The organism is Altericroceibacterium spongiae (genome assembly GCF_003610805.1).
GTDB lineage: Bacteria > Pseudomonadota > Alphaproteobacteria > Sphingomonadales > Sphingomonadaceae > Altericroceibacterium > Altericroceibacterium spongiae.
Window position 1 is genome coordinate 209,954 of record NZ_RAPF01000001.1, and the last position, 16,126, is coordinate 226,079.

Annotated in this window: 9 protein-coding genes and 1 tRNA gene; 7 read left to right on the forward strand and 3 right to left on the reverse strand. The window is 58.0% G+C overall.

Annotated features, from left to right (window positions below; translation table 11 throughout):
• The first annotated feature begins 1 nt into the window (after position 1).
• From D6851_RS00975 to D6851_RS17640, 6 genes are all read left to right on the forward strand, one after another.
• Positions 2 to 3,472: a cellulose synthase subunit BcsC-related outer membrane protein gene (locus D6851_RS00975; RefSeq protein ID WP_120323008.1), complete on the forward strand. Its 3,471-nt coding sequence runs from the start codon at positions 2 to 4 to the stop codon at positions 3,470 to 3,472.
• Between the two features lie 8 nt (positions 3,473 to 3,480).
• On the forward strand, positions 3,481 to 3,942 hold the full coding sequence (bcsD, locus tag D6851_RS00980) for a cellulose biosynthesis protein BcsD (RefSeq protein ID WP_120323009.1): 462 nt from the start codon (positions 3,481 to 3,483) through the stop codon (positions 3,940 to 3,942).
• Positions 3,932 to 4,969, forward strand: a complete 1,038-nt coding sequence (locus D6851_RS00985) for a family 8 glycosyl hydrolase (protein ID WP_120323010.1) — start codon at positions 3,932 to 3,934, stop codon at positions 4,967 to 4,969. The genes bcsD and D6851_RS00985 overlap by 11 nt, the downstream gene beginning before the upstream one ends.
• Positions 4,970 to 5,326: 357 nt before the next feature.
• The gene (locus D6851_RS00990) at positions 5,327 to 8,311 is read left to right on the forward strand and encodes a TonB-dependent receptor (RefSeq protein ID WP_120323011.1); all 2,985 of its coding nucleotides are present in this window, start codon (positions 5,327 to 5,329) and stop codon (positions 8,309 to 8,311) included.
• 111 nt (positions 8,312 to 8,422) lie between these two features.
• Entirely contained in the window at positions 8,423 to 9,619 is a 1,197-nt protein-coding gene (locus D6851_RS00995; RefSeq protein ID WP_120323012.1) for an alkaline phosphatase, read from the forward strand.
• Between the two features lie 239 nt (positions 9,620 to 9,858).
• On the forward strand, positions 9,859 to 10,017 hold the full coding sequence (locus D6851_RS17640; protein WP_183029935.1) for a hypothetical protein: 159 nt from the start codon (positions 9,859 to 9,861) through the stop codon (positions 10,015 to 10,017).
• 67 nt (positions 10,018 to 10,084) lie between these two features.
• On the opposite strand, the gene D6851_RS01000 is transcribed toward D6851_RS17640, so the two are convergent.
• Positions 10,085 to 10,159 (reverse strand) — tRNA-Asn (locus tag D6851_RS01000).
• Positions 10,160 to 10,233: 74 nt separating this feature from the next.
• Positions 10,234 to 11,028 carry an NAD kinase gene (locus D6851_RS01005; RefSeq protein WP_120323466.1) on the reverse strand — a complete coding sequence of 265 codons (795 nt, stop codon included), beginning with the start codon at positions 11,026 to 11,028 and terminating at the stop codon, positions 10,234 to 10,236.
• A gap of 120 nt (positions 11,029 to 11,148) precedes the next feature.
• Between D6851_RS01005 and D6851_RS01010 the strand changes: the two genes are divergently transcribed.
• Positions 11,149 to 12,441, forward strand: a complete 1,293-nt coding sequence (locus D6851_RS01010) for a GGDEF domain-containing phosphodiesterase (RefSeq protein WP_183029936.1) — start codon at positions 11,149 to 11,151, stop codon at positions 12,439 to 12,441.
• A 45-nt stretch (positions 12,442 to 12,486) separates the two neighbouring features.
• Here the strand turns inward: D6851_RS01010 and mfd are convergent, their stop codons facing one another.
• On the reverse strand, positions 12,487 to 15,984 hold the full coding sequence (mfd, locus tag D6851_RS01015; protein ID WP_120323467.1) for a transcription-repair coupling factor: 3,498 nt from the start codon (positions 15,982 to 15,984) through the stop codon (positions 12,487 to 12,489).
• Positions 15,985 to 16,126: the final 142 nt, after the last annotated feature.

Genomic DNA, 16,126 nt, shown 5'->3' on the forward strand with positions numbered 1-16,126 from the left:
TATGGCTTTTTCGAGGGGTCTTCTTTTAGGTACGGCGATTGTCGTCATGGCCAGCACGCCCGTGCCCGCTATAGCGCAAAGTCAGGCGGTAAAGACCTTGCTTGAGCAGGCGGAATATTGGGAACAGCGCGGGCGACGCGACAGGGCGATCGAAGCGTATCGCCGGGTATTGGCCATCGATCCCGACAATGCCACCGCACGGCGCGGTGTCAGCGGTCCTCCGCCACAGGCCGCCCCGCCGCCGCAATCCGCTGCAGATTCTGCGCAAAGCGGAAACAATGTTTCGCCTCCCTCGCGGGGGGCAACCGGCGGCTCCTCGCAGGGGAGCGGTGTGACCGTGGCCGATCTTGCCGGGCGGGACCGGGTTGCCGGATTCAACGCTCTGGAAGCCGGACGGCTGAGCGAGGCCGGGCGGCGTTTCGAAGCGGCTCTGGCACGGTTGCCCAACGATCCGGACAGCCTTGGCGGGCTGGGGCTCGTGCGGCTGCGGACGGAGCGTTTTGCAGAAGCGCGAGACCTTCTGGAACGGGCTTCCCGCCGCGGATCGGCACAACGCTGGGCAGACGCTTTGCAATCGGCGCGGTTCTATGCCGGACTGGCCGATGCACGGGCGGCATTCGATGCGGGCAGGCTGGAAGAAGCTGAGCAGGCCACGCAGCAGCTCGTCTCCTCTGGCTTTTCCGACAATGCGCCTGCGATGGAATTGCTGGCTGCCATTTATGAAAAACAGGGCCGCTATCAGGAAGCGGCGATGATGTCGCAGCGTGTGGCCGGGCAGGCGCAGTCAGGCAGCCAGATGGCGCGCCGTTCACAGGTTAATTCGCTGCGGCAGCAAGCGCTTGCTGCGCGTCGCATCGGCGATAATGCCGGGGCTGAACGCCTCTTCCAGCAGGGCCTGATGGTTGATCGGAGCGATCCCTGGATTCGCTACGAATTCGCACGCTTTCAATATGCTCAGGGGCGCCTTTCCGAAACCAGTTCCCTGATTAACAGCCTCTCGCAAATGAATACGCCCGAAGCGCATTATGCAGCGGCGCTGTTGCTTGAGAATATGGACAAGCCGGATCAGGCCGAGCAGGAAATGTCCAGAATTGCCGCCTCCGATCGCAGCGCTGAAATGAACGCTTTCATGTCCGGCTTGCGTGCGGATGCGGCGATTAACCGGGCTCGCACCATTGCTGCGCAAGGGCAAAAGGCGCAAGCCACTACGGCGCTTTACCAGATCGGTGCCAATGACAATCTTCCGGCAGGAAAAATCGCCGAAATTGCCAATGCTCTCTATGAATTGGGAGACCGTCCGGCTGCCGCCCAGCTTGCCCGCAAGGCACTGGAAGCGGAACCGCGCGATATTGCAAGTTACGAACCGATTGTCCGTATTCTCGCTCAGACAGGGCAGGAAGCCTTCGCCCTTTCGGCTCTTCAGCGTGTTTCGGAACGAGCCGGAAATTCGCAGGAAGGAACCCGACTGGTCGCGCGGCTGAACGGCATTATGGCTTCGGTACAGGCCGATCAGTTGCGTGAAGCCGGGCAATATGCACAGAGCTTCGACCTGCTCCAGTCAGCATGGTCGCGTGCGCCCGGCAATATCGATATTCTGTCCGCTCTGGCTCGTTTGTATCAGTCCGGCGGACTGACGATGCAGGCCACACAGACATTCCGCATGGTCCTGCAACAAAGCCCGGATGACAAAGGCGCATTGATCGGGCTGATGGACAGCGCATCGGCCATCGGTGATAATCGTCTGGCAGGGCAGGCGCTCGATCAGGCTTTGTCTACTTACCCGCAGGATTATGAGATCTATCTCGCCGCCGCACGTGTGGAACAGGCTCAGGGGGACGAGAGTAAAGCGCGGAGATATCTGGAGCAGGCCCGGTCGCTCTATATGAGGCAGACCGGGATCGCACAGGGCGGTTTTCCGGCGGCCAATCCTTTTGTGAACAGGCGCAACGATACCGGTGTCGGGCCTGCACCGGTTAATCCGTTTCTGCTCGGGACCAATCCGGATGCGGCGCAGGCCTCTGGCGGTTTCGCGGGGGCATATGACACGGGCGCGCCTGCTTATTCGGGACCTGCCTATCCCGCGCAATCTTCCGGCAATGCCAATGGAAATTTTGCCGGTGTATCCTCTTATAATAGCCGCTCTGTCCCTATGCGCGGTAATGGAGGCAGCGCTGCATCTGCCTATAATCAACCATCTTACCGCGCCGGTTCGCCTCAGCCCGATATGCCTTCGCAGGCGGCCGGCTCATTCGGCCGACCGGCGGCTTCATCTTCCCGGCAGGTCGCGTCGGATTATGTCCGGACAGGCGATCCGGTGCTGGATTCGATCCAGAGCGATCTCAACCGGCTCTCCATGGAAACCGGCCCGCGCGTGGATGTGCAGACTTATTATCGTGACCGCAGTGGTGAAGAGGGGCTGAGCGCCTTGCAGGATCTTGGCGCTTCTGCTGCCATTTCGACCGGTTTTGCCGGAGGACGCATTTCCGCCAAAGCCAAAGCGGTAGTCGTGGATGCAGGCCGCCCGACCGGCTCGGGTCTTGCCCGTTTTGGCCGGAACGGTACGCCTGAAGCGCAGGCGATCGTTGACGAGGAAGAAGCCAGCCTCGCCAATGCAGATACGCAGCATGCTTCAGGTGTGGCGGTTTCGGTCGGGTATAAAAACGATCTGGTCGAAGTGGATGCCGGGACGACGCCGCTTGGATTCGAAAAGACGCGCTTTGCCGGCGGTATCACTGTTTCGCCACGCTTTTCGCCCTATGCCAGTGGGCGGCTCTGGGCGGAGCGCCGCCCTGTTACGGACAGCGTGCTATCCTATGCGGGGACGCGTGACCCGCTCAGTGGCGAATGGTGGGGCAATGTCATGAGAACGCGCGGCGGTGCGTCTTTTTCATGGGATCGCGATAATACCGGTTTTTACGCCGATGCTGCCTATAGCCGGTTTACCGGCTCGAATGTGCGTAAGAATGACGGCGTCGAAATCAATCTCGGCGGATATATTCGCGCGATGCAGGGGGCCCATTCGCTGCTGACCATCGGCACCAATGCCAATTATCAGAGCTATGATAACAACCAGAACTATTTCACCTATGGTCATGGCGGCTATTTCAGCCCGCAGAGCTTTCTCAGCATCAGTTTTCCTGTCCGGTACGTCTATGACAAGGACGGGCTGGCGATCAATGTCAGTGCATCGCCCGGCTATCAGAGCTATGAACAGCATGGCGAAGCGCTTTATCCGACCGACCCGGCGGCGCAGGCCGATCTCGATGCGCTCAAAACGCTCAATACCGATGTACGTGCCCGCTACGATACGATCAGCCAGACGGGCTTCGGCCTCGCCGCAGACGGGTCCGTCTATTACGATATTTCACCACGAACCAGTATTGGCGGTGAATTCAATTATAACGGGTTTGGCGATTATAACGAATTCCGTACTATGATTGGTGTGAAGCAGCAGATCGGGAAGGGGAATTAGGGCTGATTATGTTCTCATCCGGATCACCAGGGCAGACATGGTCGGCCAATGATGAAGAGCGGAGCCTGGCTTTGCTCGCACGTCTGATTTTTGGCGAAATCGATGCAACCGCCAATGCCGAGCAAAAGCGCGCCATGCTGGTGGCCATCGGTGCAAGGCTGGCCGGTTTTATCCGTGTCGATGATACGACCGATCTCGAACGGCTCGGGCAGCAGGCCAACGCGCTATGGGACAAGCTGAAATGGGGCAGTGCCGGTTTCGAGATGCACGATACCGGGATAGATATTATTCATCGTGGGTTACCGTTAGAGAGTGCAGATCAGCTTGAGAACTGGCCTGAGCTGCTGCCGCCCATTCTTGAAGGAGCCTATGGCAGGTGGTTCGGCCAGCTAAATGACGGAAATGACCGCTTGCGAACCTATGTTCTTTCCGTGCGGTCGGGAGAGGTTGAAATTCGGCATGGCCTTTAATCGGCGTCTGTTCCTGGCAGCGGGGGCGGTTGCACTCGCTTCCGTTGGCTGCAACCGGGTTGGTTCGACCGTAACCAGGCCGGCGGATGACGCGGATGTGAGTGCAGGCTGGCTGATGATGAAGACCTATCTCATGGGCGATGGGCGCATAGTCGATACGGGAAACGGATCGATCAGTCATAGCGAAGGCCAGGGATATGGCATGTTGCTGGCTGCACTGGCGGGCGATCGCGACAGTTTCGACAAAATGTATCGCTGGACGATGAATACGCTCAGGCAGAATGATAAGGCTCTGTTCGCCTGGCGCTACGATCCTTCAAGCGCCAATCCGATTAGCGATCCCAACAATGCCACGGATGGCGATATTCTGATTGCCTGGGCTCTTATGATAGCGGGCGACCGGTGGAAGGAGAGTACGTATCGCAAGGATGCGGCAAGCATTCGCAAAGCTGTCCAGTCTTCCATGATCGTGAAACGGGGAGGGATGAGTGTTATCCTGCCGGGGCAATACGGATTTCAGCAAAATGCCGTAACCACTGTGAATCTGTCTTATTATATCTGGCCTGCGCTGGATGCGTTCCGCAAGGCGGATGGCGATGCGGCCTGGGGTGATGTTCTGCGTGACGGTGAAGCGCTGCTTGCCAAGGCGCAGTTCGGCCCCTTGCATTTACCGACGGACTGGATCGATCTTTCCGATGAAGGCGCAGTAGTCCCGACACCGGGGCGCCCCCCGCGCTTTGGTTTCGATGCCGTGCGAATACCGCTTTATCTCATGATGGGCGGGCGTGGGCGGCTGGCTGCGCCGATTGAAAGCTTCTGGTCTTCCTATATCAATCAAGGGCGTGCCATTCCGGCCTGGGTCGATGTGCAGAACGGCCAAACGGCCTCTTTCCCGCTTTCCAGCGGCGCCATGACGATTGTCGCCCGGCTCACGGGCCGCAATATTCTGGCAATGGAGAATAGTGGCAGCGCAGACTATTATTCCACTGTGCTCAAGGCTCTTTCCCAAATTCCCAGCTTTTCCTGAGCGAAATCAAATGATCGCCGGTCTGTTCAGAACGGGTACGGCGCTCAGTTTCATCTTCAGACGTTATTCGTCACGATGAACTCAAAGCCCGCGTTCAACGCCAGGGCTTCCTGCAAGCACCACGCAAAGTCGATAGCGTCATAAATCCGCAAAAGAAGTTTTCTAACTGCCCCAACCAAGGGAGCGGATTGCTGGAAAAACAAACCACCAGATTCGTCAATAATTCAGAAATATTCTAAATTATAAGTTCTATTGTTTTGTATTACCTGCACGTTCTGAGTGTGGGGTGATTAAATTCGTCAATTCAACAGTATTGGACGCCGAAAGTATGCGCTTTCGGTGAAGGGGGACTATTGCATGAAAACTGTTCAACCTAATCTGCGTCCGGCACTTCTGGTCAGTACCGGTCTTGCCATGGCCATTACGGCAATGCTTCCTGCGACTGCTGCTGCGCAAACCGCCGTTTTGGCAATGGCCGCATCCAATGCCGATCAGGACGAAGGTCGGATCACCGGCCGCGTCACCACAACGGACGGTACCTATCTACGTGGCGCGGAAATCCGCGTCCAAGGAACCGAGACTGTTGCTGTAACGGATTCCGACGGCCGCTTCACGCTTGCCCGCGTCCCCCTCGGTGAGCAACAGATCGTTGTCAGTTATTTCGGTTATGAGACCTATAGAGCAACTGTGACCGTCACAGCGGGTAGTTCGCAGGATCTCGCCATTCAGTTGCGGTCCGGCGCAAGGACTGCGGATGGCACTATCGTCGTTACCGGCACCAGGCCGATCGCAGAATCGGAAGAGGCCGCCATCCAGTATAAACGTGCCTCAACCTCGCTGGTTGACGTTATCGCCGCCGATTCCATCGGTCGCTTCCCGGACCAGAATATTGCGGCCGCGATCTCTCGTATGCCCGGCGTTTCGGTAGGCCGGGATCAGGGCCAGGAACGCTATATTTCATTGCGCGGATCGCCGTCTTACTGGACCACTCTGGCCTTTGACGGGGTGAACGTCATCAGCCCCAACGGGCGTAATGCGCGCTTTGACACGATCCCTTCGGCGATTGCCAGCAAGGTGGTCATCAAGAAAGCCGTTACCCCGGATATGCCGGGTGAAACCGTGGCGGGCAACGTCGATGTCGTTACGCGTTCCCCGTTCGACTATCCGGGCTTCAAAATCTCTGGCGACCTTGCTTATGGCCTCAACGATCTGGGTGATGGCAATCAGTATAATTTCAGCGGTTTCGTTTCGGACAAGTTTGCCAATGATACGTTCGGCATCCTGATCGGGGCGTCTTACTACAAACGCGAGATGGTGACCGATAATTACGAAACCGATTGGGAAGTCGCCGGCGAAGATGATGCACCGGGTGGCGATCAGCGTCTGTGGGCGAAGGAATATACCAACAAGCTCTATCGCCTCAATCGCTACAATAAATCCGTATCGGGCCGTCTCGAATGGCAGCCGGACACCGATAATTCGGTCTTTCTCAGCTCGATCTGGACCCAGTTTCGCGACGATGAATTGCGTAACGCCTATGTCTTCGACCTCGATCAGGACGCAGTGGATGTCAGCGATCCGACGAGGGCCCGCACCGGTTATGCCGATGCCGGTATGGGTAATGGCGAATTCAACGGCACGCTTTACGGTGTAGAGGTGGCCAGCTCGCTCAATAATAACAGCACCAAGCAGACGATTTTCACCAATACTCTGGGGGGTGACCACGATCTGGAAAGCTGGCGGGTGAAATGGCGCCTTAACTATACCCGCGCAGACGACCGTGGCAACGACCCGTTCAAGTCGGGATGGATCGCAGGTAAAGACCCAACGGAACGTCTCGGTCTCGTCTACGATATGTCGAACCCTGACTTCTATAATGTCGAGCTTCACCGAACCGTTGTGAATGACGATGGCAGTTACGCTCTGGGCGACCGGGTTGACTTCCTCGGCGACAACTATCTGAAATTCGAGGATGTCTCTCACGATTATTCGCTGGAACGGACAAAGGCCTATACTGCAAAGTTCGATATCGAGCATGATATTGCCCTGTTCGGGGCTGACACCGTGCTGAAATTCGGCGGCGAATATGATCGCCGGACCAAGAAGGCTCATGAATATGCCTATATGGTGGAAGCCGAGGACCTGATCGATGCTGGCATCGCTGTGCCCACCATGGCTGATATTGCGCTGGACACCGATTATAAGGGCGAGATGCCTATCGGCTATGACTGGGATTATTTCTCAGGCAGCAAATCGGCGGATCTCATGCAGAGCTATCGTGATCGCGGCGTCGCCTATCTGGAAGAGGATGCGTCGGAAGAAAACGATTATAAGGTGACGGAGGAAATCTTCGCCGGTTATCTGATGGGCACCAGCTATTTCGACTGGGGTAACATCGTCTACGGTGCCCGGGTCGAACATATCAAGAATACAGGTAACGCGCTGGCGCGCGCAGATGATAGCTGGGTACCCGTATCGATGTCTGCGAATGACTTCCGGGTCTATCCCAGCCTCCATGTCAACTGGGATGTTACGTCCGATGTGAAGGCCCGGCTGTCCTTCAACACCGGCGCCGCCCGGCCCGATTATGACGAGATCCGGCCCAACTTTACCTATGACGATGACGAGATGATGATCGAGGGCGGCAATCCGGATGCTACTCCTGAAACCGCCAAGGGTGTCGACGCCTATGTCGAATGGTATATGCCTTCACGCGGCTTCTTCTCGGTCGGTGCCTATTACAAATGGCTGGATGACATCCTTTATGATGTCCAGCTCACCAGCTTCGGCTCCGATGTGATGAATTCGAATGGTGTCGACCGTTCGGAATACAGCTTCGCTACGATCGACAATGGCGGTTCCGGTTCGATCAAGGGCATCGAATTCGCCTATGTCCAGCCGCTGGAAAGTCTGCTGGAAGATGCGGGCCTTCCCGACTGGATGCTGGGCTTCGGTTTCCGCGGCAATCTGACCATCAATGACAGCACGGCGGAGGCACCGGACGGGCGCAATACGGATCTGCCGGGTGCTTCGCCGCTGATCTACAATGTCTCGGGCTATTATGAACGCTACGGTCTTTCGCTGCGTCTCAGCTATCAGTGGCAGGACGCTTATCTCGACTCCATTGGGGACAATGAAGTGGTCGGTGACGATTACTGGGCCTCTGTCAGCCGTCTCGATGCCTCGATTCGTTACAGCGTGTCCGACAATCTCCAGCTCTATTTCGATGCCAATAATCTGACCAACGAGCCGGGCATCCGGTATCAGGGCAATGGCCGTCACGTGAAGGAACACGAGACTTTCGGTACCCGCTATATGGGCGGCATCCGCTTCAACTTCTGACGAACTTCTGCGCTGTCCTGGCGGCGTCCGGCTGGCCGGCTTCCTTCCAAAAAAGGGGCTGGCCACATGCCGTCCGCCATGGGGCACCCAGTTTCCCGAAAGGAACCGAATATGCATCTTCTGCGAACAACCGCTCTTTCGGCTGCTATGGCGGCATCACTGTTGTTGGTATCTACCTCTGCTGTTGCCCAGCCGGCTGAGCCGCTTGCAGCGAATACCGAAACCGCCGAACCTGCCGCCAGTGGCAAGGCGAAGAATGTGATTGTCTTCCTCGCGGATGCAGGCGGGGTTTCTGTCCTCAATGGCGCAAGCCTGATGGGCTATGGCGAACCGCTCAAGCTTCACGTCCAGCAATGGCCTCATCTCGGCCTGAGCGAAACCTCTCCGGTCGATGATTTCGTGTCCGATTCCGCTAATGGCATGTCTTCGATCATGACCGGCGTAAAGACCCATAATGGCGTCATCAGCCAGGGTCCTGACGGCGTTCGCGGCAAGATCGACGGTACGCCGACCAAGACGCTGCTGGAATATGCCGAGGAGCGTGGGCTGCGCACCGGTGTCATCACCACTCAGTCGATCGCCGATGCGACTCCGGCGGCGACCTATGCTCACTCCAATGATCGCGGCAAGCAGGGCGAAATCTTTACTCAGGTCTTTGCGCCGCGCTTCGGCGATGGGGTCGATGTCATGTATGGCGCGGGCCGCAGCAAGATCGGAGCGAAGCTTGCTGAAATGGGAACCGGCTTCGATGCTCTTGCCAAAGCCAATGACCGTCCGGTCTATGCGCGGCTGGCTGACGCGCCAGCCGACAATGAACGACCGATCGTCGTATCTGACAAGATGGATGTCCACGCTGCCACGCTGCGCGCGCTCGATATTCTCGAAACCTCGGAAAGTGGCTATCTGCTGGTTGTCGAATGGGATGCCCATACCAGCGATCCGAAGAAAGGCCTGCAGAATGTGGTCGATTTCGATCATCTGATGGCTGAGGTCGCGCAGCGCGTGGATCTGGATAATACGCTGCTGCTTTTCACAGCCGATCATTCCTTCGGTTTTCAGGTCGATGGCGGTACGCGCGGTGAACCTCTGATGGCAGGTTATGACGCATGGAAGGCTGCCGGTGACGATAGCGATATCGTCCGCCTCGATAACGTGCTGGTCAATACCAGTCACACGGCTGAGGAAGTTCCGGCCCTTGCCATCGGCGCTGGTGCGGAGAAGGTGCGCGGCTATTTTCCGAACACCCATCTGTTCGAAATCATGATGGATGCCTTTGGCTGGGAAGCAGACAAGACGGCAACCGATTGATTCTCTCAAAGCAAGCCGCGCATCCACCCGGTTGCGCGGCAATGCTGCCCGGATTTCACCAGGGGTGGCTCACCATTGTCATGCGCATGGACGACCAGCCTGGATGACAGCGTCCGCAGGCATTTCCCTTCAATGCGTCATCATTCCGGACATCGCCCGGTGTCCTGTTGTAGAGGGCAGCACTAACCGTTTTTCTGCATCTGCACGGAGCCAGACATGCTCTGAAGCGGACCTCGATCATGGCTGAGCTGGAAATGGCGAATTCATCCATGAAGTCTGTCAGCGGTCAGACGCGTGACGAAACGCTGGCGGAGTACATCCGGACGGCAAATCAGAAGGCGCTTGCTGAGAGCGCGATCAACCGACTTTCGGAGTGGGAGAAGACACAAAATGTCTAACTTTGAAAAAGAGTTAGACATCTGCGGGGCTGTGAAGGGCTGGAATCCTACATTTTCTACGAAAATGTGGCTCCCCGAGTTGGATTCGAACCAACGACCAAGTGATTAACAGTCACCTACTCTACCGCTGAGCTATCGGGGAGCAGCCCCTGCGGGTGGAGCGGCGTATATGGGGGGGCGAATGCTTTGACAAGGGGGTTTTATCGAGAAATTTTCTCAGACGATAAATTGTTCGGTGACGATGCGTTCATCCAGGCTGTGACCTGGGTCGAAAAGCAGGGTCAAGGCGCGGTCACGGCAGATTTCCAGATGCACCTCGGCAATATCGCGTATCTCGCGTTGATCGGCCACCGCTGCCACGGGGCGCTTTTCAGGTTCGCGAATCCGGAAGCTGACTTTGCTGCGATCGGGCAGAATCGCACCCCGCCAGCGGCGCGGGCGAAAGGGGCTGATTGGGGTGAGGGCGAGCATTTTCGAATCCAGCGGCAGAATCGGCCCATTGGCGGACAGATTATAGGCTGTGGAGCCCGCCGGAGTGGCCAGCAGCACACCGTCACAGGCCAGTTCGGCAATGCGCGGCTTGCCATTGACCAGCACTTCGATTTTGGCTGTCTGGCGTGTTTCGCGCAGCAGCGATACTTCGTTAATGGCAAAAAACTGGTGCTCTTCGCCACTTTGCGTAACTGCGGTCATCAGTAGCGGCGCAACAGCAATCGAACGGGCGCGGGAAATTTTCTGCACCGGTGAACGGCTCGAATGGTAGCGATTCATCAGAAAACCGACCGTGCCGAGATTGAGTCCATAGGCCGGAATGACACGATTTTCATGGAGCATCTGGTGCAGGATATGGAGCATGAAGCCGTCTCCACCCAGCACCACAACGGCATCGGCTTCTTCCATCGAGACCCAGTCAGCCCTGTCCGTCAGTTCTTCTGCCGCCTGCTGTGCCCGTTCCGAGGGGGATGCGCGCAGGGCCAGCTTGCGATAGTGATTCGTCTCGCCAGAGGTCATATCCCCTCCTTTCATGGGTTCCGTTCCTATGGAGCGCCGTCCCGATTTGCAACGCAGCGGTGATTGTTGCAGATTTTTGTTTCGAGATGAGCAAGTGGCTCGAAGATGCTGAGCACGGTGATGCACATTGATGAAAAGCGACGGGATGTGCTGACCGGCCTTCTTGCGCGTGGTCCGGCCTTACAGGATATTGAAGGCTGGCGCGGTGACGCGGGGGAGCGCCCCTTTATCCACGCTATGCTGATTGCCCTCAACCGGTTCGAAACGGTCAATCTGGCTTATGGGGAGGAAACCGGCGACGGTGCCCTGATAGAAGTGGCCGCGCGAATCCAGCATTTTGCCGAGCACAACATGGAAAGTCCCCTGTTGATTGCCCGGGCCAATGGCGGAAGTTTTCTGCTGGCAACCAGCAAGCCGTGCAGCCGGGAGCGCTGGCAATGGCTGTCGGAAGAATTGCTCGAACAGATTGCCGCACCGATCCGCCATCCCGAAACAGGGGCTGTGCGACTGTCTCCCCGCGTGGTTTTGTATGGCGGCGTGATCGATTCGGCTGACGATATGTATGGCGAGCTTGAGCAGGCTCAGAAGCAATTGCAAAACCAGGCAGGAGGGGGGCGTCTGGTCTGGGCAGACAGAACGGTGATGCTGACCGGCCGGCCTACACAACTGCTCGAAGCCGATCTGCTCACAGCGCTCGACCGCAACGAGATCGAGATCTTTTACCAGCCGCAATTCGCCACGGTGGATGGCCATCTGATCGGCGCCGAGGCGCTGGCCCGCTGGCAGCATCCCGAACTGGGTCGCATCGGTGCGACCGCTCTTTTCGCTATTGCCGAAAGAGCCGATCATGTCGGCCACCTTTCGCACCATATTGCGCGAAAGGCCATTGAAGGTGCGGTAAACTGGCCCGACTTCCTCCGCCTGTCGCTCAATGTCACGCCCGCCGATCTGGAATCGGGCAATTTTGCCGAAGATATGATGGCGGCGGTTGCGGCAGCGAAATTCCCCATCGAGCGGCTGACGCTGGAAATTACCGAGCATACGCTTGTCACCGAGCTGGACCGCTCCGCCATGCAGCTCGCCCTGCTGGAAAAGAAGGGCATGCGTATTGCGCTGGACGATTTCGGGGCGGGTTTCTGCAACTTCCGCTATCTCAAGCAGCTGCCATTGCGTTATCTCAAGCTCGACCGGTCCATGGTGGAAGGCATTGCCAGCGATGCACGCGACCTTGCCGTTTTTCGCGGCATCATGGCCATGGCAAAAGCGCTCGGCCTTTCGGTCATTGCTGAGGGTATCGAGAATGAAGAACAGCTTCGTGTCATCACCGAGGAAGGGTGTGACAGCTATCAGGGATTTTTCCGTGCCAAACCGATGACAGGCGACAGATTCCAGAAGTTTGCCGAGAAACTCTGAGCTTGTGTCTCAGGGCGGCGTAGTTTCGGGGGAAGACCTCCGGAATTAGCTCCCGGAGGCGACGGCCTGCCGCTTCTTTGCTTTACGCGCCACATTGCTCAGCCCCTTGGTAAGCTGGAAAAGCCCGTTGAGCCGGGCTTGCGGATCACCCCAGGCACGATTGATGACCAGCTTCATGTCGGGGCGCAATTTGGCTGTGCCTTTCAGGCGGTCGACATAAGCGATCAGCCCGATGGGATCGGGGAAATCGTCATTATGGAAGCTGACCAGCGTCCCACGCGCACCGACATCGACCTTGGCGATATTGGCGGCGATAGCCTGATGCTTGATCTCGATAAGTTTGACGAGATTGGACGTGGCATCGGGCAGAGGGCCGAAACGGTCGATCATTTCGGCGGCCATGCTTTCGATCTCGGCCTTGCTGTCGGCATCGTTGAGGCGGCGATAGAGCGCCATGCGCACGGCGAGATCGGGCACGTAATCTTCGGGGATCATAATCGGCGCATCCACCGTGATTTGCGGCGAGAGCCCGGATGTGTCCTTCTCCAGCCCCTGATCGCCGGCCTTCACCGCCATGATCGCATCTTCCAGCATCGACTGGTAGAGTTCGAAACCGACTTCCTTGATATGGCCCGATTGCTCGTCGCCCACCAGATTGCCCGCGCCGCGAATGTCGAGATCGTGGCTGGCGAGCTGGAAACCGGCACCCAGACTGTCGAGGTCACCCAGCACTTTCAGACGCTTTTCGGCCACTTCCGACAGAGCCTGATCCTTCGGTGTGGTGAGATAGGCATAGGCGCGCAGCTTGGACCGGCCAACCCGGCCGCGCAACTGATAGAGCTGGGCGAGGCCGAAACGGTCTGCGCGATGAATGATGATTGTATTGGCCGAGGGAATATCGAGCCCGCTTTCCACGATGGTGGTGGAGAGCAGCACGTCATATTTCTTCTCGTAGAAGGCGCTCATCCGCTCTTCCACTTCGGTGGGCGTCATCTGTCCGTGCGCGGTGACGAATTTCACTTCGGGCACGGTATTGCCGAGCCATTCTTCCAGCTCGGGCATATCCGAAATGCGCGGCACGATGATGAAGCTTTGCCCGCCGCGATGATGTTCGCGCAGCAGAGCTTCGCGCATCACCATTTCGTCCCATTCCATCACATAGGTCCGCACGGCGAGGCGATCGACCGGTGGAGTCTGGATGGTTGAGAGGTTGCGCAGGCCGGTCATGGCCATTTGCAGCGTACGCGGGATCGGCGTGGCGGTGAGCGTCAGCACATGCACATCGGCGCGAAGCTGCTTCAGCTTCTCCTTATGAGTCACGCCGAAACGCTGCTCCTCATCAACGATCACAAGGCCAAGACGTTTGAACTTCACATTCTTTGACAGAATGGCATGGGTGCCGACCACGATGTCCATCGTCCCGTCGGCCAGTGCGTCGCGCGTTTCCTTGGCTTCTTTTGCCGGTACGAGACGGGAAAGGCGCCCGATATTCAGCGGAAAGCCGGAAAAACGCTCGCAGAAATTCTGGTAATGCTGCCGGGCGAGCAGGGTGGTGGGGGCAATCATCACCACCTGATAGCCGCTCATCGCCGCGGTGAAGGCGGCACGCAGCGCCACTTCGGTCTTGCCGAAACCGACATCGCCGCAGACCAGCCGGTCCATCGGTTTGCCGTCGCCCAGATCGCCGATCACATCGTGAATGGCATTTTCCTGATCTTCGGTTTCGTTCCAGGGAAAGCGGTCAACGAACTGATTATAGGAACTTTCTTCCGGCTGAATGACCGGTGCCTGTTTGAGCGCGCGCTGTGCTGCGGTTTTGAGCAATTCGCCTGCAATCGCCTGAATGCGCTCTTTCAGTTTCGCCCGGCGCCGCTGCCAGGCTTCCCCGCCCAGCCGGTCCAGACCGACACCTTCCTCGCTCGATCCGTAGCGGGAGAGAACGTCGATATTCTCGACCGGAATATAGAGTTTGTCGCCGCCCGCATATTCGAGCATCACGCAATCGTGCTGGCTCTTGCCGACGGAAATCGGTTCGAGCCCGCAATATTTGCCGATCCCGTGATCCATATGGACCACCAGATCACCGCGATTGAGCGCCTGCAATTCGGCGAGGAAAGCGTCCGAATCCTTTTTCTTTTTGCGGCGGCGAACGAGCCGGTCGCCTAGCAGATCCTGCTCGGTTATGACTTCCAGCTCGTCATTAGCAAAGCCGGTGTCGAGCGGGAGGATCATCGCTGCGGCTTTGCCCTTGGCCGAGGCACCCAGCGCCTCCTGCCAGTTTTCGGCCAGAGTGAGCGGTGTGCCCGCTTCTTCGATGATCGAGGCGATCCGGCTGCGCGAGCCTTTGGAATAGGCGGCAAAAAGCGGGCGGCGGCCCTGCACGCCGATACCTTTCAGATATTTCGCCGCGGCTTCATAGACATTGGCGCCCTGTGAGCGTTCGGGCGTAAAATCACGGGCCGATTTGAACCCGAAATCGACCACCCGTTCGCTTTCGGGTTCGGCAAATATGCCTGTCCGATGGACCGGCCATTGCGCCAGCTTCGCGCCGAATTCCTCCGGTGCGAGATAGAGTGCATCGCTGGCCAGCGGGCGGTAGGACCCGGCGGCCTGCCCGGCCGTATCGGCGCGTTGCTGGCGATAATCGGCAATATCGGTGAAGCGTTCCTCCCCCGCCTGCATCGCGCCATTGTCGATCACGATCACATCGTCGGCGGAGAAGTGGTCGAACACGGCGGCCAGCTTTTCTTCGAACATGGGCAGCCAGTGTTCCATGCCGGCAAGGCGGCGCCCTTCGCTGACGGCCTGATAGAGCGGATCGCCTGTGGCATTGGCGCCGAACTGTTCGCGATAGCGGCTGCGGAAACGCTTGATCGTCTCATCATCGAGCAACGCTTCGCTGGCCGGAAGCAGTAAATGGCTGTCAATCGTCGCCGTGCTGCGTTGAGTGCTGGGGGCGAACAGGCGCAGGCTTTCCAGTTCATCGCCGAAAAAATCGAGCCGCAATCCCTGCTCGAGGCCCGAAGGATAGATGTCGAAGATCGATCCGCGCACTGCGAAATCCCCGGCATCGACCACCGTGTCGACCCGGGCATAGCCTTGTCGGCGAAGCAGGGCGATGAGGCTTTCATGGCCGATCGTGACACCCGCTTTGAGTTCGCGCACGCTTTCACGGATACGGAAGGGGGTTAGCACACGCTGAGTGACGGCATTGACCGTCGTGACCACCAGTTGTGCGCCCGTTTTACCCGCCTGCAAGCGGTGCAGGGCGGAGAGGCGGCGGGCAGAGACCGAAAGAGCCGGGCTTGCCCGGTCATAGGGCAGGCAGTCCCATGCCGGGAATTCGATCACATCGAGTTCTGGTGCGAAATAGCGCGCGGCATCGGCAATCGCACTCATCGCCTGTTCGTCCGGCGCGATGAAAACGGCACGCCCTTTGGCCGCGCGGGCGAGATCGGCCAGCACCAGCGGCTGCGCTCCACGGGCGACGGAGGCCAGAGTAAGCGGCTGGGAGGCTTGCAGAATTCGGGAAAGGTCGGGCATGGTTTTTGGGGAGGCTTTGTTCGGATCGAAGCTATGTGCGGACAGGCGGACAGGCCGCATGGTGCCCGTCAGGCTCCACGCAGACCATATGGGGAACGCTGCTCTAGCGGCAAGATCGGCCCGTGTCGAATGCGCTTTGCAC

What these genes read in the sequence shown, in the direction of transcription:
- D6851_RS17640 (WP_183029935.1), top strand. Translation starts at nt 9,859, where the DNA reads ATGGCTGAGCTGGAAATGGCGAATTCATCCATGAAGTCTGTCAGCGGT.
- D6851_RS00985 (WP_120323010.1), top strand. Translation starts at nt 3,932, where the DNA reads ATGGCCTTTAATCGGCGTCTGTTCCTGGCAGCGGGGGCGGTTGCACTC.
- D6851_RS00995 (WP_120323012.1), top strand. Translation starts at nt 8,423, where the DNA reads ATGCATCTTCTGCGAACAACCGCTCTTTCGGCTGCTATGGCGGCATCA.
- mfd (WP_120323467.1), bottom strand. Translation starts at nt 15,984, where the DNA reads ATGCCCGACCTTTCCCGAATTCTGCAAGCCTCCCAGCCGCTTACTCTG.
- D6851_RS01010 (WP_183029936.1), top strand. Translation starts at nt 11,149, where the DNA reads ATGCACATTGATGAAAAGCGACGGGATGTGCTGACCGGCCTTCTTGCG.
- D6851_RS01005 (WP_120323466.1), bottom strand. Translation starts at nt 11,028, where the DNA reads ATGACCTCTGGCGAGACGAATCACTATCGCAAGCTGGCCCTGCGCGCA.
- D6851_RS00990 (WP_120323011.1), top strand. Translation starts at nt 5,327, where the DNA reads ATGAAAACTGTTCAACCTAATCTGCGTCCGGCACTTCTGGTCAGTACC.
- bcsD (WP_120323009.1), top strand. Translation starts at nt 3,481, where the DNA reads ATGTTCTCATCCGGATCACCAGGGCAGACATGGTCGGCCAATGATGAA.
- D6851_RS00975 (WP_120323008.1), top strand. Translation starts at nt 2, where the DNA reads ATGGCTTTTTCGAGGGGTCTTCTTTTAGGTACGGCGATTGTCGTCATG.